Source organism: Brevibacillus sp. BC25 (assembly GCF_000282075.1).
Classification (GTDB): domain Bacteria; phylum Bacillota; class Bacilli; order Brevibacillales; family Brevibacillaceae; genus Brevibacillus.
This window is the reverse complement of the sequence record NZ_AKIX01000050.1, coordinates 1-18,012: the sequence shown is the minus strand read 5'-3', so window position 1 is coordinate 18,012 and position 18,012 is coordinate 1. Positions and strand designations below refer to the sequence as shown.

Below are 18,012 nucleotides of genomic sequence, written 5' to 3'. Positions count from 1 at the left end.
ATTTTTGTCTCTCCTGATTCAGCAAAAATAAAAACGGCTGGCACTTGTGTCCAGCCGTTGGCTATTCCTACTTCGCCAATTCATAGATCGCTTGCGCGTAAATCGCTGTCGCTTTGATCAGATCATCCACGATAATATATTCATCTCGCTGGTGGGCACTATCAGGACGCCCTGGGAAAAGCGGTCCGAATGCTACTCCAACATCCAACGAACGGCCGTAGGTAGCGCCGCCAATTGCAATAATGCCAGCTTCCTCGCCTGTTTGTTCCGTATAAACACGTTGCAGTGTTGTCACCAAAGGATGATTTGGGTCGACGCGGTGCGGTGTCAGATGCTCAGCCACTTCGAGCGTAAATGCCCCTTCACTAAAACGTTCAGCAAGAACGGCCGACCATTTTTCGAAGGCAACAGAATGTGGGTAACGGATGTTCAGACGGAAAAGCGCATCCTGCTTTTCGTCATACTCGATCACACCTGTGTTCAGTGTGAGCGCACCCATTTCTTCATCATCATGCGCGATGCCGAGTGCTTCACCGTAATGCTGCTTGTGCAAATAACGATCAGCCAAGCTTACAAATACAGCTCCGCGTTCATCCAAGGACAAGGAGAGCAAAAAGTGAATGAGCTCGGTACCCGCATTGACACCTTTGCTCGGGTCCATTCCGTGAACCGAGACGCCTTCCATGTGCAGCACTACGAGACCGTCCTGCTCCTCCACTTTGCCTTTCAAGCCAGTCGCTTCCAGGTGCTGGCGATAACTTTGTGCAATCGCCTCACTATTCAAGCCGATTGGCATAAGCGTTGCTACAGCTTTGTCTGGAACCATGTTCATGCGCAAGCCAGCCTGTAAGGAAACGAGCTTTGCCGCCACATTTTCCGCAGCAGATATTCCGAGGCTTTGGAAGGATGCAAGCGTCTGACGCAACGACAGATCGGTCAAGCCTTTCTCCGCATAGATCAGCGGGAAGTCTGCATCTGGCGTAAAGCCCATCGTCGGCATTTCTTCCGTTTCAAAATACTTGTTCACACACTGCCAGCTCGATTCTTCATCCGTACCGAAAATAAAGCGCACGCGCTTCGACAGCGGCAATCCAAGCTCCATCACGATCTTCGCTGCGAAAATAGCCGCCATCGTCGGTCCCTTGTCGTCAATCGCACCACGGGCCACCATGCGTCCATCCACGATCTCGGCTGCATACGGTGGCGTACTCCAGCCATCGCCTTCTGGTACGACATCGACATGGCTCAGAATGCCGATCAATTCCTCACCTTGTCCGAATTCAGCGTGCCCTGCATACCCGCGGACTTCTTTGGTTGTCATGCCTGCTTTTTCACACACGCCTAGCGCAAAGTCAAGCGCTTGCCGAATCCCTTCTCCAAAAGGGGCGCCTTCCCGTGCTGTTTCGGGGTCCAAAACGCTTTTAATCTGCAAAAATTGTTGTGTCGTCGCAATCAGTTCGTCCTTGCGTTTGTTTGTTTCTTCCAGCCAATTAACGCTTTTCATTCTCTTCTCCAGTCCTCTCATTCATACTTCCTTCGTCCATTGCCGCATCGACGTCGAGATCCAGCTCCACCAACGATAATAATGACTCCATCGGCACTTCTTTTTTCGTAAATTCTGCTTGGGCGTCTTTAATTTCGTCCCGGATGTTGTTCATTTCGCTATCCAGCTTGTAGGACGCCTTGGCAGCCTCGAACAATCTTTGCCTTATATTGGATGGGATAATTCCCTCGTATTTATAATTCAGCGAGTGCTCAATCGTCGCCCAAAAATTCATTCCCAATGTGCGAATCTGAATTTCTACCGGAATGGTCACTTGCCCACCCGCCATCATGATCGGATACTCCACGGCAAGGTGATAGCCGCGATATCCGCTTTCTTTTGGAGTAGAGACATAATCCTTCTCCAAATACACACGCATGTCTCCGCGGTTGCGGATCATCTCAACAACTGCAGGTATATCATCAATAAACTGACAAATGACGCGGATGCCCGCGATATCGCGAATTTCCCAGCAGATATTCTCATCAATCGGAAACTGCAAGCGGTTTGCCTTGTTGTAAATACTCGGGATCGATTTGACCCTGCCCACCGCAAACTCAATCGGTGAATGCTCCTTGCGTTTGCGTAGCTCGTTACGGATATTTTTAATTTTGACTTTGATTTCTTCTACAGCTTGTTCGAACGGTAGCAGATATAGTTCCCAATCTAGTTTGTGCACGCTTACGTCCCTCCGGCTTGAAACTCTCCATCGTCCTTATCATTCAACATTTTGTGTGAGATATCCTTCCAAAATACAAAAAGAGACGGGAGAAAAGGCAGTTGTCACTGGCTTTTGCTCCGTCCCTTATTTCTTAATTTTCGCGCGAAACAAAGGCTGCAAGTGAGCTTCTCAGCTCTTCTGCTAGAATAGCCAGCTGATTCGCAGCATCTGCAATGAGCTCCATCGCTGCACTCTGCTCCTCTACCGCAGCCGAGATGCTTTGGACACCGGCGGCCGCTTGCATCGATGCGGCGGATACTTCCCCAGCTACAACGGCTACTTGTTGGGCATCTGGCGCCATACGCTTAAAGGCCTCACTGACACCGTTAATTTCTTGCGACACCCCGAGGATGTTTTCCTCTATGTGCTGGAACAACTCTTGGGATTGGTGTGCTGTCTTCATGCCGCGGGCGGTCGTTTGGGCACCCTCGACCATCTTCGCGACAGCTTCCTTCGTATCCTTTTGTACGTCACCAATCATGCCTACGATCTGCTGGGCAGCACTGTTAGTATCTTCCGCCAGCTTACGCACTTCTCCTGCGACGACTGCAAATCCCTTGCCATGCTCTCCTGCTCTGGCCGCTTCAATCGCAGCATTCAAGGCTAGCAGATTGGTCTGTCGGGCAATTTCTGTAATGACAGAGATAATTCTCGAAATGTCCTTCGAGCGCCCTTCCAATACATGAATGACATCCGTTGCAGCTTCTACCGAACGATTAATTTCATCCATGCTGTCCATCACATCTGTGATCGCGCGTCTGCCTGCATGTGCATGCTGCTTCATTTCTTCCGCAGAGACAGTCACCCGTTCTACATTTTCCGTTACAACCGCCACATCTTTCGTCAAATCAACAGCCAGATTCAAGGTTTGTCCCATTTTTTCTACCTGGCTGTCAGTAGATGCAGCCACTTGATCGACGACGAGGACAATTTGTTGGCTGGAAGCGGCAATCTCACTGGTGTTTCCCTGAATATTTCTCACCGCACCGGAAACGGAAGCAGCTGCCTGCTGAATCTGAAACAAAATTTTGCGCAGTTGTTTCTGCATCGTAACGAGAGACCCTGCAAGCTCCCCCAGTTCATCTTTTCGTTTTAATAGCTTGTCAGGTATCTCTCGCGAAAAATCCCCATGTCCAATTCGCTCTGCCACGGCAAGCATGCCGCGAAACGAGCGGCGAAGCCAATTTGCAGTAAATAATGAGATGATGACGATTAGCAAGAGGACAGCACCATTAAAAGCAATCATGGCATCCCGAATTCGGGTTGGGCCCTCTAGTATTTCGGTCATATTCATCTCTGCCAAAATCGCCCACGTCTTCTTCCCCACTTTGACCTGATCATAGGACACGAGCACTTGCTGTCCTAAGTAATCCATGCTTTCGACCGTTCCTTCTGATTGTTGGGTGAGTAAGACCTGATCAACGATGGGCGTATCTACTTTTTGCTGTAACAACGTATTGGGCCCACTGCCCAGTTGCGAACGCATCAGCTTGTCCGGACCACCAACCAAGTAAATCTTCCCGGTTTCCCCCAGTCCTTCTCGTTGATTGAATATTCTAGAAATATAATCCATGGATACTTCAACTGCTATTTGCCCGATGATGTAGCCTCGTTCGTAGATCGGTGCTGCAATGTATACCCCTGGCGCCCCTCCAGATGGTTCGTATTTGCCTAGATCTGACATTTCTGCGCTTTGGGTTTTCTTGACTTGCTGCACAGTCTGACCAAGTACAGAGTCAGCGTGTGAGCCTGTCAGGAGATTCGTACCAAAATCAGCCTGCGGCTTTGTCTCGTACACGATGTCCCCTTGTGCATTCAACAGAAAGGCATTCACGAAGCCGTAGCGAGCGACCTCCATCTTTAGTTCGTTCGTATACTGCGCTTGCACTACTTCATAAGCAGGCGATTCTCGTCCTTGCCGCCACACGTCCTCAAACGAAGAAAGGGCAGACATTACTGTTCCCGATGCAGCCAACGTATCCACGTTCCTGGCTCGCTCACGAAAGTAATTTTCCACCTGTTCCTTGTTGCTGTGACGCAGCGCTTCCAGTGTAGCGGCACTTCCGTTCAACAATTCCTGCTTGGATTCCTGATAAGCAAACACTCCCGCTGCCGTCAACGGTACACTTCCTGCCAGTAGTAGAACGAGCAATATACGAGCGCCCAGCTTCATGGAAAAGCCCCCCATTTTTGACAATCTCTTTTTCTGGTATACTTGTAGAATATTGTTTATATTTCTACTATTTATATGAATATAGTACCAGAAAAGAAAAAAGGAAGGCTAGACCAAATGTATCAGGCTGTCTCGAAAATCATAGCAATTTCGTCGCACATCGGCAGTTTGGAGCAGTTAATACAATCCTTCCAAGCTTTTTGCGGCAGTGTTTCCTTGGCAACCACCCAAAACCCGCACTTTTCAAAAAACACTTGTTGGTAGGTCAGCGCCAGTACACGCTTAATTCCCAAAAGGCGGCATTGCTCAACCAAATGAAGAACCAGATGTTTCCCAACGCCCATCCCCTTCGCTTTTTCCGAGATAGCCAAGGAGCGGATCTCAGCCAGATCCTCCCACAAAATATGTAGGCCTGCGACACCTACGACCGAATCTCCATCATGAGCGACAATAAAGGATTGCAAGTTTTCCAAGAAAGACAGCTTCGTACGTGGCAGCATCAAGCCTTGCTGTGCATATTCATTAACAATCTCCAACATGGCATCCACGTCTTTCATCGTAGCCTGACGTACTGCCAGAGCCTTTGCAACACCCATTTTACTCTCCTCCACCCCATGCATCTCGAGCCTGGTATGATTTAATATTTATTCATTATATTATATAAATATACATTCGAGCTTTGCAGAAGTCTATCCTTTTTTCACCTAAATTATGCGTAATTGCATGAACTATTCTTTTGTTAGGTAACGGTTGTGTTATAATCAAGCGTACGAGTTCATAAGGAGGTGCTACATACTTGACGACAAGACGGGAACGGAAAAAGCGCGAAACTCGCGAAAAAATCTTCAATGCTGCCATCAAGCTCTTCAAAACGCACGGCTTTGAAGCAACCACAATCGACATGATTTCCGAAGAAGCGGATGTTGCACGCGGTACGATCTTTCTGCATTTCACTTCAAAGGAAGCCATTCTCGCCAACTGGGGATATGAGCGTCTGCATGAAATCGAGGAGCGCCGGGAAGAGTGGGATTATGGTGACGAATGCAAGGCGAAGGTGCTGCGGATCTACAAGATCATGAATGAAGTCACCATCACCAATTTCGATTTCATCAAAGTCGTCGTAGAATCCTCGATGAAACATCGGAAAGTGCTTGAGAATGAAAAGAACATGTACTTTGAATTGCGTCAACTGTTCGCTGACCTGATTGAAGAAGCGCAAGAAAAGAATCAATTGAAAAGCAAATTCAACCCTCTTGTCGCTGCGAACATGTTAGAGAATATTTACTATAACGCTCTTTATGATTGGGTACGCAGCGAAGGCGCCTGGGCACTCGAAGAAATCATGGAAGAGAAGGTCTCTATCGTATTCGAAGGGCTGGTCGTGGAATAATCCGACTGACCAGCCCTTCGAATGTGACTACTTATGATTTATTCGAAATACGCCCATTTGTACTGCGCGTTTCCCAAACCTGAAATGACTACGCCTTTCAACTTGGGGTTCTGCGCATACACCGTAGACTTAAAGTAAAACGGAATGACTGGCATTTCGTCCACCAAGATTTTCTCCGCCTCTTGCAAGACCGCTTTTCGTTTGGCAGCATCCTTCTCCTTGGCAGAAGCCGCCAATAGATCGGCATATTGACGATTCTCCCAACGAGTATGGTTGTTGCCTTCCTTCGTTCGGAATATTTCCAGGAAGTTGATCGGATCGTTGAAATCCCCCGTCCACCCCATCCGCGCTACTTGGTACTTCCCGTTTTTCACGTTTTCATAGTAGACATTCCATTCCTGATTCTCCAGCTTGACGTGCACACCCAAGTTTTTTTGCCACATATCCTGTACGGCTTGCGCGATTTTGGTTTGTGCTTCCTCTGTATTATAGGACAGTGTAATTGGTGGGAGCTGGTCGACGCTGGCGTACCCTTCTTCCTTCATGCCTTCCGCCAACAGCTGCTTGGCTTTTTCTATGTCGTTGTCTGTAAACAAGCCTTGCTCGTTCTCAGCAAACATTGTAGGCGGCACTACGGCTGTCGCAACCAATTCCCCTCCCTGCGTGATGTTCTCCACGATGTCTTTCCGATTGATCGCGTATGAAAAGGCTTGGCGAATTTTTTTGTTGTGGAAAGGCTTTTGCTCTGTGTTGAACTCATACCAATACGTACCGGCTTTTGGCGTGATCACCAGCAATCCTTTTTCCTTCAAGGTCGACATCGCGTCGAGCGGAAGATTGCCAGTCGGGGCACCTGCCCAATCGAGATCGCCGCCCTCCAGCATCGACAGCTCTGTATTCGCGTCATTGATCATATTCATTTCGATTTTGGTCAGCTTGACTGCGTCGGCATCCCAATAATGCTCGTTTTTCGCAAGCGTCAGCTTGGTTTTATGCTCCCATGTAGCGAGTTTGAACGGTCCATTCGAGGTGTAGGCTGGTCCTGCTTCCTTCGCCCAGTCCGGTTTGTCCTTTACCACTTTGGTATTCAGCGGAAAGTAGCTGTAAAAAGCCGTCAGCTCCAGAAAAAACGGCGTCGGGTTTTCCAGTTGGACGGCCAGTGTCTTATCATCTGTTGCCTTGACCCCGATTTCTTCAGGCTTGGCTTTGCCAGCAAAAGCCGCCTCTGCATTTTTTACATAAAACAACTGATAGGCATACTGGGAACCATTTTTGGAATCGAGTGCCCATTTCCAGGCGTTTTCAAAATCGTGCGCGGTTACGGGATCACCGTTCGACCACTTCGCATTGTCGCGAATCGTGAAGGTGTACGTCAACAAATCATCTGATGCCTTGATTTCCTGGGCCATGGCGGGCTGTGGAACGCCCTTGTCGTCAATGCGAGTCAGACCCTCAAACGTCTGAAAAATAACATTGGATGACCAAACATCCGAAATGAGTCCGGGATGAAGAGAAAGTGGTTCTGTAAAGTTATTCAATCTGAGTATTTGTTCAGGTTGCGCAGACGCATTAGCTGGTGTAGCTTCTTTTGTTGGTTGTGTGGCAGGCTTTGCGGCTTCCTGTGGTTGTCCGCACGCAGCAAGTGCTAAAGCCAAGCCTGCTGCGAAAACAGCTTTTCCTGTTTTTTGCCACCATCTGTTTACGGAACGTTGCATGGTTTATTCCCCTTCGTTTGGGAGCCTTCGCTGTTCTTCTCGCTGCTGCCATTCTTTCAGCTCGCTTTTGATTTGATAAAGCTCTGCACGTGTTTCGAGCTTGAACGCTTTTAATTCGCTTCTGATTACTGCCAACTCATGAAAGAGTCGCTCCCACACCTCTTGATCTTTGTCCATGTTCGCCTCCTTTTTCGGTCGTATACACAGCAGGCAGTTGAATCGTCACCTGCGTTCCGTGCCCGTGTTCACTCTGAAAGTGGATGGTCCCTTGCATCGCCTCGATGATCCGGCAGGTTACCATCAAACCGAGACCTGTCCCTTTTTCCTTTGTAGAATAAAAAGGCAACCCAATCTGTTCAATCTGCTCCGGCGTCATCCCCTCTCCCTCATCCTTGATGGAAATCACATGATAGGTCCCGGCTGCTTGTACAGTGACGTGCAGTACGCCACCTTGTCCCATCGATTCGATACCGTTTTTCATCAGATTCATCAATGCTTGCTTGAGCTTAACGGCGTTGGTCTCAACGAATAGGCCCGGCTCGGTCTCACAGGCGATTTCCACTCGGTTCATGACGCTATAAGAGGACATGATGGCGGTCACTTCGTTCACGGTATGCGCAATCTCCAGTCGCTCTAGCGTCTCAGAATGAGGCTTGGCCAGATTTAAATAGTCGGAAATGATAAATTCAGCCCGATCGAGTTCATTTAAGACCAATCGGATGTATTCAACGTTTTTCGGATTCGTCTCCTCACGCAACAACTGGACAAAGCCTCGTACCACTGTGAGTGGATTGCGTACTTCATGGGCAACACTGGCTGCCAGCTCACTGATCAGGTTCAGCTTTTCCGAGCGTTCAACCTGCTTGCGGATAATATGAGATTCTCGAATAAACTCGATGAAATAAACGGCTGCACCTTGTACGATCAAAGCGAGGTAACCGATTTCCACTAGCGGCTCCAGATAATTGTTAATGATGGACAACGGGAACCCTCTCCATATCAAAATAACCATCCCTCCACTGATGATGGATAGCTGCTTCAAGCATCCGATCAAGAGAACGACCCCTAGTTTTTTTCGTAAAGAGTAGCCATACCAACGATTGACCAACAAAAACGGTATGATCGCATAGACCATCGTTCCAAGAATCGTTATGAGAACGCCATCGCCACCCAGAACGATCCTTACGACAAACATCACCAAAATCGTCAAAATGCCCGGGATATACCCAGCGTATAAAATGGTAATAATGATTGGTATCGAGCGTAAATCGTACTCCATACCATTACTGAGTTGTACTGGAAAGCTCATGGAAAAAATGACACTGATCGAGCTACAAACGATAACCATTGATGACTTGACGCTCATCTTGTTCGAGGTTGATCGCCCCAGCCAAACGTTTCTATACAGCAAAACAGGGACGATAACGAACAATAACTGCAGCAAAATGTCTTTGATGATTAACATATATCGGTTCCCCTGGCTCTTAGAATATTTCGATTTTTCTTACAGAATAACATCACTAGGTGTCTTTCTGGAAGGCACATTTTCAACATCTGGCAGAAAGGATGTTTTTGTTGCGGTGACCAGCACATTTCCCTATGATGAAGAAGAGCTTGTTTGAAGACCTTGGAGGTAATGACATACACATGCGAAATGGTATAAAACGTGAAGATATCGAGCTGTTGGCTCCTGCTGGTAACTGGGACTGTTTGAAGGCAGCCGTGGCCAACGGAGCCAATGCCATCTTTTTTGGGGTAGAAAAGTTCAACGCGCGTGCTCGTGCTGAGAACTTCCAAATGGCAGAACTGCCTGAGATTATGGCTTATTTGCACATGTACGGGGTAAAGGGCTTCCTTACCTTTAATATTCTCGTATTTGAAAATGAACTAGAGGATGCACGCGAGCTGATTGACGCCTGTATTCACGCTGGAGTAGACGCTGTGATCGTACAAGACCTCGGTCTTGTAAAGATGATCCGCGAGATTTCTCCAGACTTCCCGATTCACGGCTCTACACAAATGACGATTACTTCGCCAGAAGCGGTGGAGTTCACGAAGCCGTTTGATATGGAACGCGTCGTACTCGGTCGTGAAAATTCATTAAAAGAGATCAAAAAAATCGGAGAAAAAGCAAAGCTGCCGATGGAAGTATTCGTCCACGGTGCCTTGTGCGTTTCTTATTCCGGACAATGTCTGACCTCGGAAATGTGGGGTGGACGCTCGGCAAACCGCGGGGAGTGTGCCCAAGCCTGTCGTTTGCCGTATGACCTGATGGTAGACGGTGTGCAGAAGGAAATGGGGAATATCGCTTACGTGCTGTCCCCGAAGGACTTGGCTGCTATCGATTTGGTTCCTGAGCTGATCGAGGCTGGCGTGACTTCCTTTAAAATTGAAGGTCGCCTGAAAACACCTGAATATGTTGCAAACGTCGTGAGCAAATACAATGCCGCCATCGAGCGTTATTTTGCCGGACAAGATACGGGACCATCCGAGGTAGAAGTACGCGAGCTGCAACAAAGCTTCTCTCGCGGGTTTACACACGGATTTTTGACCGGGACAAACAACAAGCAACTCGTAGATGGATCGTTCCCGAAAAGCCGCGGTGTGTTTTTGGGAACCGTGAAAAAACTGCTTCCTACAGGCGTTTTGGTGGAAATCACTGCTCCTGTCAAACGCGGAGACGGAATCGTGTTCGACGCGGGTGACCCCACGCAAAAAGAAGAAGGCGGTCGCATCTACGATATTTTGATCCGCAGTAAAAAAGTAGAAGGCGAAGTTTCCAAAGGTCTGTATGAAATCGTCATGGGACGCAATGACGTGAATCTGAAACGTCTTCACGTCGGTGACCGCGTATGGAAGACGAGCGATCCTGAGCTGGATCGTCGCCTGCGCAAAACGTTCGAGACAGAAAAGCCTTATCGCACCTTCCCTCTGTCCGTTCACGTAAGCGGCAAGCTGGGTGAAAAGCTCAGTGTCACTTGGGTGGATAAACAGGCGAATCACGCTGTCAGTGTTCCTTCCGAGGTACTGCTGGAGACTGCTTTGAAGCGTCCTCTGACCGCTGAGTTGTTGCACGATCAACTCAGCCGTCTGGGCGGAACCATTTTCCACCTGGAAGCTAACGATCTGACTGTCGATCTCGAAGGGGATCTCATCGTACCTGTCAGTGAGTTGAACCGGATGCGCCGTGACGCAGTAGAGCAGCTCGTGTTCCTGCGTTCCAAGCCGCCGATTTACCACCATCACGATATCAATGTATACGCGGACGTACCAACGAGAAAACCAGTGGAAAAGCCGCTCCTGACAGCACTGTGCCGCTCGCTTGAGCAATTGGAAGCAGCTGCGCAAACAGATGTGGACTTCCTCTACGCTGACTTTGAATTCGTCAAACAGTATCCAGAGGGTGTCAAGTTGGCCCATAAGTACCGGAAAAAGATCGGGATTGCTACGATGCGCATTCATATGCCGGATGAAAACGGTGTCCTTGCCCTGATCGCGAAAAGCAAACCAGACGCTATTCTGGTGCGCAATACGGGAGCACTCTATTACTACTTGTCCCGTCGTAATGAAATCGATATTCCACTGATTGGCGATTTCTCCTTGAATGTCGCGAACCACAAGGCAGTTGAGCTGTTCCTTGCATCAGGTCTTGAGCTCGTCACTCCATCGTACGATCTGAACATCCAGCAGATGGTCGATCTGCTCAGCCGCTCGAACGCTGCGAACATGGAGCTGGTTATCCACCAGCACATGCCGATGTTCCACACCGAGCACTGCGTATACTGCACATTCATGAGTGAAGGTACTGATCATACAAACTGCGGAACTCCATGTGAGACCTCCCGCATTTCCTTGAAAGACCGCGTTGGATTCTCTCACCCTATACGTGTAGATACCGGTTGCCGCAATACCGTTTATAACGCGATTGACCAGTCCGGTGCTGAGTACTTGAGCGAGTTCCGCTCTCTAAATGTCGGCAGCTACCGCATCGAGTTTTTGGAAGAAGAGCCAGAGCGCGTGAAAGAAGTAATCAGTCTGTATCGCAAGGCATTGCGCGGAGAAGTTAGCGGTACACACGTATGGCGTACCCTGAAGTCAACCAACCAGTTGGGCGTCACACGTGGGCAACTGACGAAATAAATACCAGATTTGTAGAGAGGAGAGAGAAGTATGGCTGACCTGAATCAACCGACTGTAGAAAACCTGGCCGTTATTATCGAGGGCATCAAAGCAAAGCTGAACATGGCGAATACAGCGGTGATGCGCCCGGAGGATTTCGATCTCGTTCATTACGAGGATTTGCTGTACCTGTACAACATGGTGCAGAAAAAAGCGGCGTTTGGCATCAATGAAATGACCGCCATCGTTGAAGAGCTGGGTGCGATGAGAAAACAATCCTAGTTCTGTTTTTGACACAGGGAAAAAGCGTCACTCCTGGGTATGTGGAGTGACGCTTTTTTGTGTGCTCTCACTGTCTATCGGAGATTACGGAAACAGGTACTATCCGTTACACTTTTTTCAACACAATGACTGCGTTATGACCACCAAAGCCAAAGGAATTGGACATGCCGATGTCGAGCGTGGCTTTGCGTGCTGTATTTGGCACATAGTCCAGATCGCATTCAGGGTCACGCTCCTCCTGATTAATCGTCGGGGGGATGATTCCTTCCTGCAGGCTCTTAATCAGGGCGATCGCCTCCGCCCCTCCTGCTGCACCAAACATATGACCCGTCATCGATTTGTTGGCGGTGATCGGTACACGGTACGCATGCTCGCCAAACAGCTTTTTGATCGCCAATGTCTCGGAACGGTCTCCGATTTCTGTGCTGGTTGCGTGCGCGCTGATGACATCCACGTCTGTCGTTTGCACCCCTGCTTCCTTGAGGGCCCATTTCATCGCACGATAGGGACCGATTCCTTCTGGATGTGTCGCCACCATATGATAGGCGTCAGAGCTTGCCCCATAGCCAATCACCTCGGCATACATGCGGGCGTTTCTTTTCTTGGCGTGTGATTCTGATTCCAAAATCACAATCCCGGCACCCTCTGCCATGACAAACCCATCCCGCTGGGAATCAAATGGCCGACTCGCTCCTGCTGGATCATCATTTCTCGTTGATAATGCCGTCGCATTGCTAAAGCTGGCGAGAGATATGTCCGTCACTGCGGCCTCAGACCCTCCTGCGATGACGACATCCGCCCCGCCCGACCGAATGAGCCGGAAAGCCTCACCGATGGACGTATTCCCAATCGAGCAAGCAGTAACAGGTGACATCGTCGGCCCGTACAGACCGTACTTGATGCTGATCATCGCTGCTGCCATGTTGGAGATGAGCATGGGAACAAGCGTCGGGCTGACCCGCTCAGGACCTCGTTCACGAAGAACGTTATGCTGCTCAAGGAGCGTCCCTACCCCACCAATACCAGAGCCTACATATACTCCGATTCGCTCGCGGTCCAACTCGTCCAACCGAAGCTCTGCATCCTCTAGCGCTTCTTCTACAGCAGCAAGGGCAAACTGGCAAAAGCGATCCATTCGCCTAGCTTCTTTGCGCCCAAAACGCTCCACCGGATCAAAATCTCGCACCAAACCTGCGATTTTCGTTTTATTACGCGTTGTATCAAAAGTATCAATATGTGAGATACCAGACTTCCCTTGTACGAGACTGTTCCAAAACTGATTTACTGTATTCCCTATCGGGGAGATCACTCCCATACCTGTGACAACGACTTTTTCCATGAATAGCCTCCAATTTGAGTGCCTTATGGAAATCATCTTGTCACATGCGTTATCCTATTACAAGTTGTTGTTTATCCTAGTATAATGAGTACTAGTTTAACAAACTTAACCAGTAGAGGAGATGGAGAGTGTACCATGAATCAGCAAACGCGTTTGCAAGCACTGTCTACTTTTTTAAAAGCGCAGCGCGCCAAAATCCTGCCACAATCGGTCGGGCTGGCTCCTGGGACACGCAGAAGAACACCCGGGCTACGAAGAGAAGAAGTTGCTCAGCTCGCAGGGGTTAGCTCCACCTGGTATACATGGCTGGAACAAGGCCGCGACATCAAGGTCTCGCCTTCTGTTCTAGATGCGGTAGCGAGAGCCTTGCAGCTTACCGTCGATGAGCGAAAATATTTGTATGCGCTGGCACTGGAGACAGGCACGGGAGTCGGGCAAGACGTGCAAAAAGATGAACCGCCGCAGATCAATCCTGCCCTGAAACGAATCTTGAAAGAATTGCGCTCGTGTCCAACTATTATTTCAGATCGGCGCAGTCATATTGTAGGCTGGAACGAGGCAGCCGCACATGTCTTTCTCAATTTTGAACAACTCCCTTACGAAGAGCGCAATTTGATCCGCCTGGTGTTTACGCGAAAGGAATTACGACGGCTGGCCGTCAACTGGGAGCATTTCGTCAGCGGCTTTCTTGCGATTTTTCGTGCCAATTACGGTCAGTATGTAGAGGATGAGTGGTACGAGCAGTTTTTAAGCGAAATGCGACAGGTTCATCCCGACTTTCACGACCTTTGGGAGCAAAGCCGTGTCAGCTCAGCCCCGGAGGTTTTACTGGAATTCCGTCATGCCAAGGTAGGGAAAATGCTCTTTCATCTGACTTCGCTGCAAGTTTCCGGGAATGCGGATTTGCGGTGTAGCATTTACACGCCTGACCCGAATTCTGCCACGGAAACGAAGCTGCGGCAGCTGATTGATCGTCCGGTTTCTTCTGCAGAACCGTGACTGAAGGTCTTTGTGGTTTGAGTCAACATTGGTGGAGGAGAAGAAAAAGCACAGTGCTCTTCGACTCTGACACGCCAGCAGGGGGGATTGACTGTCCGTCTCCATTGCAAAAAGGGGACCGTCGAGCCAAAGCCACCCTACGGGCGGATGTTTCTCAGGGAAGGGGTACCACTACATGCCCATCAACTTAAAAAATCAAAATCCCCCATAACGAAAATTCTATCCATTGTTGATCTTTTCTTTCATTAACCATGATAAAATTGGATTAAAAGGATATTGGAGGGGTTTTATGAAACTAGTAGGAGAACAAATATATCTTCGACTTTACAAGATTTCTGACGCCAGCGAGTTAGCTAAATTACATACTAGAAATCGCGATTTTTTTCAACGAGTTTGCCCATTACTCCCAGAAGCCTTTTATACAGAAGAACATCAAAAAATACGCATTGAACAGGTATTAAAAAAGACAGATGAAGGGCAAGTATATGCTTTTGGAATCTTTTTAAAAGCAACTGATAAACTTATCGGAGACATTTCATTAACTCAAATTGCTAGGGGAAACTTCCAAAGCTGTTATACGGGATTTACTTTAGATGAGGAGTATAATGCAAAGGGCTATACAACAGAAGCTCTTCAGCTCGTTGTAGACTTTGCTTTTAGTGAATTAAAACTACATAGAATTGAAGCTGGAGCTATGCCTGACAATTTAGCATCTATTCGTGTATTAGAAAAAGTAGGGTTTAAAAAAGAAGGCATAGCTAAAGAAAATATAAAGATTAATGGCAAATGGACAGATCATCAAATTTTAGCTATCATCAACAGCTTGGATGTATAAAGGTAACAGAAATAATTATTATCAACGATAAAGTCCAGAAAAAACTTATCTTGAAATCAAGTCCATTAAAGGGCGCTTTTCTGAAGTAACTAAAGCCTAATTTCTCACTTATAACACCTGAGAAATTAGGCTTTTTAAATTTGTATTTCCTTTACATTGTAAATCCGCGTTTTGTTGGTGGTACCCCGGGAAGAAGTGTTCGACAAGCGTGGTCCCCTTTTGGAAGTTCCGACTGGGTCTGCGTTGTCAAGGTCTACGAGCCCTGTGCTTTTTCTTCTCAACTAGCCTTGTCTGTTGATCGGTACCTTATAAAACTTACACAATAAAGGAAAACCAGCCTGTTGGCATTTGCCCAGGCTGGTTCACTTTGTTAATGATTCACAATTCCTACGCGCGTCCCGGAGGAAGCAAGGCTTCCAACTTCCTCGCAGCCTTCTTTCCACAGTAAGTAACGGATACTGTCTGCCAGCGCTTCCCAGCTGGCTTCGATGACGTTGGTGGAGACGCCGACTGTGCTCCACTTTTCGCCGTTGCTCGAGGATTCGATTAGGACACGTACTTTTGCGGCGGTCGCGCCGTTTTCATCCAAGACACGTACCTTGTAATCTTCCAGCTGCATTTTGGCAATGCACGGGTAGTAGCTTTCCAAAGCTTTTCGCATCGCATTGTCCAGCGCATTCACCGGACCATTACCATCAGCTGCCGTATGGACAGACTCCCCATTTACACGCAGCTTCACGGTCGCCTCCGACGTGATCGATTGGACGGCTGCCTTTTCCAGCATGATCTTGAAGGAGTCCAGCGTGAACAGGTTTTTCAGCTTGCCGGAGGCTTCCAGCAGCATCAGCGTGAGCGAAGCCTCTGCTCCTTCGTATTGATAGCCTTGGAATTCGCGCTCTTTGATGTGTGTAATGATTTCTCTCGCCTTTTCGCGATCCAACGAAAGATCGATCTCCAGCTCTTCCATTTTGGCGAGTAAATTGCTTTGGCCAGCGAGCTCCGAAACGAGTACGCGACGTTTGTTGCCGATGTTTTCCGGCTCGATGTGCTCGTACGTTTTCGGATCGCGCATAACGGCACTTACGTGAATACCACCCTTATGAGCAAAAGCACTGTACCCGACAAACGGCTGGTTGTTCGGCATCGTCATGTTGGCAATTTCCGCTACATAGCGCGAGAGCTGTGTCAGCTCCTGCAATTGATCAGTACTCACACAGTGATGGCCTAGCTTGAGCTGCAAATTCGGAACCACTGAGATCAAGTTGACGTTCCCACAGCGCTCACCAATGCCATTAATGGTTCCTTGTACTTGCTGTGCGCCCGCCTGAATCGCAGCTAGTGCATTGGCAACCGCCACTCCGCTGTCATTATGCGGATGAATGCCTACTAGCGTCCGCAGGTGGCCCACAGTCGTTTTGACAATATCATAGACTTCATGCGGCAGCGTTCCGCCATTTGTATCACAGAGAACGATCCAGTCAGCTCCAGCTTCTTCTGCCGCTTCCAGCACTCGCAATGCGTAGCGCGGATTCGCCTTGTACCCATCGAAGAAATGCTCTGCCAAAAAGAGAGTCGTCAATCCGTTTTCTTTTAAAAATGCGACCGAATCAGCGACCATGCGCACGTTTTCTTCCAATGTCGTCTTGAGAGCATCCGTCACGTGCAAGTCCCATGATTTCCCGAAGATCGCCGCCGCCGAGGCTCCGCTTAAGATCAACGCTTGCAGATTGTCATCATCCACCGCTGCTACATTGGGTCTACAGGTACTGCCAAAAGCCGTTACCTTTGCGTGCTGCAGCGAAATCTCCCGGATACGCTCAAAAAAAGCCATGTCCTTTGGATTGCTGCCCGGCCAACCGCCTTCAATAAAATCGATACCAAACTGGTCCAGCCGCAGTGCGATCTTTATCTTGTCTTCTACCGACAGGCTGATCCCCTCTCCCTGCGTACCATCTCGCAGGGTCGTATCATACAGATACACCTTGCTATTCATGTTTCTTCTCCACCTGTTCCGTTATTTTTCTGAATAATCACATCATTCTAACCGTTAGACGATTCCCAGTATACCACAGCCCAAATGGAAAGAAAACGCAGGAAAATAGAGGTTTTTTCTATGTCCGTGGGGTGCGGACAAATGAGACGGTTTGCTTGATCGCATCTTCCAGTGGAGCCGATGTACCACCAAACGGATGACGCGTGTTAAATGTATGATCTCCGCCTTCTATCCAGTGCAGCTCGCTATTTTTGGCAGCCTGATGAATTCTTTTTGCACCCTCTACCAGACGGACATAATCTTTTTCTCCTGTGATGATGCACAGTGGTTGCTCCATCGTAGAAACTCGTTCCAAAATATCGTATTGCTGGCGATTGTTGTCCACGTCCTCGATCACAGCTCTCGTGATTGGCATATCTTGACCAGTCCGCGCATTCGCTATGTATCCCACGCCTGTCTCTTCTATTTGCTGGCGCAGCTTCTCATCGAACAAATCGACATGAGCGATTCCGTTCCAGGTGACAATCCCTGCCACATGTGGGTTGTTTGCTCCGAATAGAATCGCGTCACCGCCGCCCTTGCTATGTCCCAATACGTACAGCTTCGTTTTGTCCACATAATCAGGTAAAGGAAGCTCGCCTGACACAATCCGTTCCGTCAACGCTTGCAAATCAGCCAGTTCACGCGCATACGTATTGCGCCCGAATTTCTCCAGCTCGTCGAACTCCGTCAAGCTCTCACCTACGCCATTGCAGCTAAAATTAAAGCGAATCGTGGTAATGCCTTGCTTGGCCAGCTCATCGGCTACATAGGGAAAACTTCCCCAATCCTTGAATCCTTTAAAGCCATGGCAAAATAGCAGTAGTGGCTGTGCTGAACCTGCCGCTTCCTCCGTATGAATGT

15 protein-coding genes are annotated in these 18,012 nt (G+C 48.6%); 5 read left to right on the top strand and 10 right to left on the bottom strand.

Annotation, left to right across the window (positions count from 1 at the left end; all coding sequences use genetic code 11):
• Window positions 1–67: 67 nt before the first annotated feature.
• The 4 genes from pepV to PMI05_RS14595 form a co-directional block, all read right to left on the bottom strand.
• Complete coding sequence (gene pepV / locus PMI05_RS14610; protein ID WP_007722858.1) at window positions 68–1,504, bottom strand: dipeptidase PepV; 1,437 nt, start codon at window positions 1,502–1,504, stop codon at window positions 68–70.
• Window positions 1,491–2,222, bottom strand: coding sequence for a GTP pyrophosphokinase family protein (locus tag PMI05_RS14605; RefSeq protein WP_007722852.1), 732 nt, complete (start codon window positions 2,220–2,222; stop codon window positions 1,491–1,493). The genes pepV and PMI05_RS14605 overlap by 14 nt, the downstream gene beginning before the upstream one ends.
• 133 nt (window positions 2,223–2,355) lie before the next feature.
• A complete protein-coding gene (locus tag PMI05_RS14600) occupies window positions 2,356–4,437 on the bottom strand; it encodes a methyl-accepting chemotaxis protein (RefSeq protein ID WP_007722849.1) in 2,082 nt (693 codons plus the stop codon).
• A gap of 122 nt (window positions 4,438–4,559) precedes the next feature.
• Window positions 4,560–5,033 carry an N-acetyltransferase gene (locus PMI05_RS14595; protein WP_007722846.1) on the bottom strand — a complete coding sequence of 158 codons (474 nt, stop codon included), beginning with the start codon at window positions 5,031–5,033 and terminating at the stop codon, window positions 4,560–4,562.
• A 200-nt stretch (window positions 5,034–5,233) separates the two neighbouring features.
• On the opposite strand from PMI05_RS14595, the gene PMI05_RS14590 reads away from it, so the two are divergent.
• The gene (locus PMI05_RS14590; protein WP_007722843.1) at window positions 5,234–5,827 is read left to right on the top strand and encodes a TetR/AcrR family transcriptional regulator; all 594 of its coding nucleotides are present in this window, start codon (window positions 5,234–5,236) and stop codon (window positions 5,825–5,827) included.
• 38 nt (window positions 5,828–5,865) lie between these two features.
• Here PMI05_RS14590 and PMI05_RS14585 read toward each other — a convergent pair whose 3' ends face one another.
• From PMI05_RS14585 to PMI05_RS14580, 3 genes are read right to left on the bottom strand one after another with little or no spacing between them, the layout of a single operon-like run.
• Window positions 5,866–7,542 carry a peptide ABC transporter substrate-binding protein gene (locus PMI05_RS14585; RefSeq protein WP_007722840.1) on the bottom strand — a complete coding sequence of 559 codons (1,677 nt, stop codon included), beginning with the start codon at window positions 7,540–7,542 and terminating at the stop codon, window positions 5,866–5,868.
• 3 nt (window positions 7,543–7,545) lie between these two features.
• Window positions 7,546–7,719, bottom strand: coding sequence for a hypothetical protein (locus PMI05_RS31090; protein ID WP_007722836.1), 174 nt, complete (start codon window positions 7,717–7,719; stop codon window positions 7,546–7,548).
• A complete protein-coding gene (locus PMI05_RS14580; protein ID WP_007722833.1) occupies window positions 7,679–9,007 on the bottom strand; it encodes an ATP-binding protein in 1,329 nt (442 codons plus the stop codon). Before PMI05_RS14580 ends, PMI05_RS31090 begins: the two co-directional genes overlap by 41 nt.
• Window positions 9,008–9,189: 182 nt before the next feature.
• Between PMI05_RS14580 and PMI05_RS14575 the strand changes: the two genes are divergently transcribed.
• Window positions 9,190–11,682 carry a DUF3656 domain-containing protein gene (locus tag PMI05_RS14575; RefSeq protein ID WP_007722829.1) on the top strand — a complete coding sequence of 831 codons (2,493 nt, stop codon included), beginning with the start codon at window positions 9,190–9,192 and terminating at the stop codon, window positions 11,680–11,682.
• Window positions 11,683–11,712: 30 nt separating this feature from the next.
• Window positions 11,713–11,943, top strand: coding sequence for a DUF1128 domain-containing protein (locus PMI05_RS14570; protein WP_007722824.1), 231 nt, complete (start codon window positions 11,713–11,715; stop codon window positions 11,941–11,943).
• A gap of 106 nt (window positions 11,944–12,049) precedes the next feature.
• Here PMI05_RS14570 and fabF read toward each other — a convergent pair whose 3' ends face one another.
• Entirely contained in the window at window positions 12,050–13,282 is a 1,233-nt protein-coding gene (gene fabF / locus PMI05_RS14565; protein ID WP_007722822.1) for a beta-ketoacyl-ACP synthase II, read from the bottom strand.
• Between the two features lie 135 nt (window positions 13,283–13,417).
• Here fabF and PMI05_RS14560 point away from each other — a divergent pair, with 135 nt between their 5' ends.
• Window positions 13,418–14,281, top strand: coding sequence for a helix-turn-helix transcriptional regulator (locus PMI05_RS14560; RefSeq protein ID WP_007722820.1), 864 nt, complete (start codon window positions 13,418–13,420; stop codon window positions 14,279–14,281).
• Between the two features lie 289 nt (window positions 14,282–14,570).
• A complete protein-coding gene (locus PMI05_RS14555; RefSeq protein ID WP_007722819.1) occupies window positions 14,571–15,116 on the top strand; it encodes a GNAT family N-acetyltransferase in 546 nt (181 codons plus the stop codon).
• Window positions 15,117–15,486: 370 nt separating this feature from the next.
• Here the strand turns inward: PMI05_RS14555 and cimA are convergent, their stop codons facing one another.
• Both cimA and PMI05_RS14545 read right to left on the bottom strand, forming a co-directional pair.
• Complete coding sequence (gene cimA / locus PMI05_RS14550; RefSeq protein ID WP_007722817.1) at window positions 15,487–17,109, bottom strand: citramalate synthase; 1,623 nt, start codon at window positions 17,107–17,109, stop codon at window positions 15,487–15,489.
• Between the two features lie 118 nt (window positions 17,110–17,227).
• Entirely contained in the window at window positions 17,228–18,010 is a 783-nt protein-coding gene (locus PMI05_RS14545; protein WP_007722815.1) for an alpha/beta hydrolase, read from the bottom strand.
• Between the last annotated feature and the right edge of the window lie 2 nt (window positions 18,011–18,012).

What these genes read in the sequence shown, in the direction of transcription:
- cimA (WP_007722817.1), bottom strand. Translation starts at nt 17,109, where the DNA reads ATGAATAGCAAGGTGTATCTGTATGATACGACCCTGCGAGATGGTACG.
- pepV (WP_007722858.1), bottom strand. Translation starts at nt 1,504, where the DNA reads ATGAAAAGCGTTAATTGGCTGGAAGAAACAAACAAACGCAAGGACGAA.
- PMI05_RS14595 (WP_007722846.1), bottom strand. Translation starts at nt 5,033, where the DNA reads ATGGGTGTTGCAAAGGCTCTGGCAGTACGTCAGGCTACGATGAAAGAC.
- PMI05_RS14580 (WP_007722833.1), bottom strand. Translation starts at nt 9,007, where the DNA reads ATGTTAATCATCAAAGACATTTTGCTGCAGTTATTGTTCGTTATCGTC.
- PMI05_RS14570 (WP_007722824.1), top strand. Translation starts at nt 11,713, where the DNA reads ATGGCTGACCTGAATCAACCGACTGTAGAAAACCTGGCCGTTATTATC.
- PMI05_RS14575 (WP_007722829.1), top strand. Translation starts at nt 9,190, where the DNA reads ATGCGAAATGGTATAAAACGTGAAGATATCGAGCTGTTGGCTCCTGCT.
- PMI05_RS31090 (WP_007722836.1), bottom strand. Translation starts at nt 7,719, where the DNA reads ATGGACAAAGATCAAGAGGTGTGGGAGCGACTCTTTCATGAGTTGGCA.
- PMI05_RS14560 (WP_007722820.1), top strand. Translation starts at nt 13,418, where the DNA reads ATGAATCAGCAAACGCGTTTGCAAGCACTGTCTACTTTTTTAAAAGCG.
- PMI05_RS14585 (WP_007722840.1), bottom strand. Translation starts at nt 7,542, where the DNA reads ATGCAACGTTCCGTAAACAGATGGTGGCAAAAAACAGGAAAAGCTGTT.
- PMI05_RS14600 (WP_007722849.1), bottom strand. Translation starts at nt 4,437, where the DNA reads ATGAAGCTGGGCGCTCGTATATTGCTCGTTCTACTACTGGCAGGAAGT.
- PMI05_RS14555 (WP_007722819.1), top strand. Translation starts at nt 14,571, where the DNA reads ATGAAACTAGTAGGAGAACAAATATATCTTCGACTTTACAAGATTTCT.
- fabF (WP_007722822.1), bottom strand. Translation starts at nt 13,282, where the DNA reads ATGGAAAAAGTCGTTGTCACAGGTATGGGAGTGATCTCCCCGATAGGG.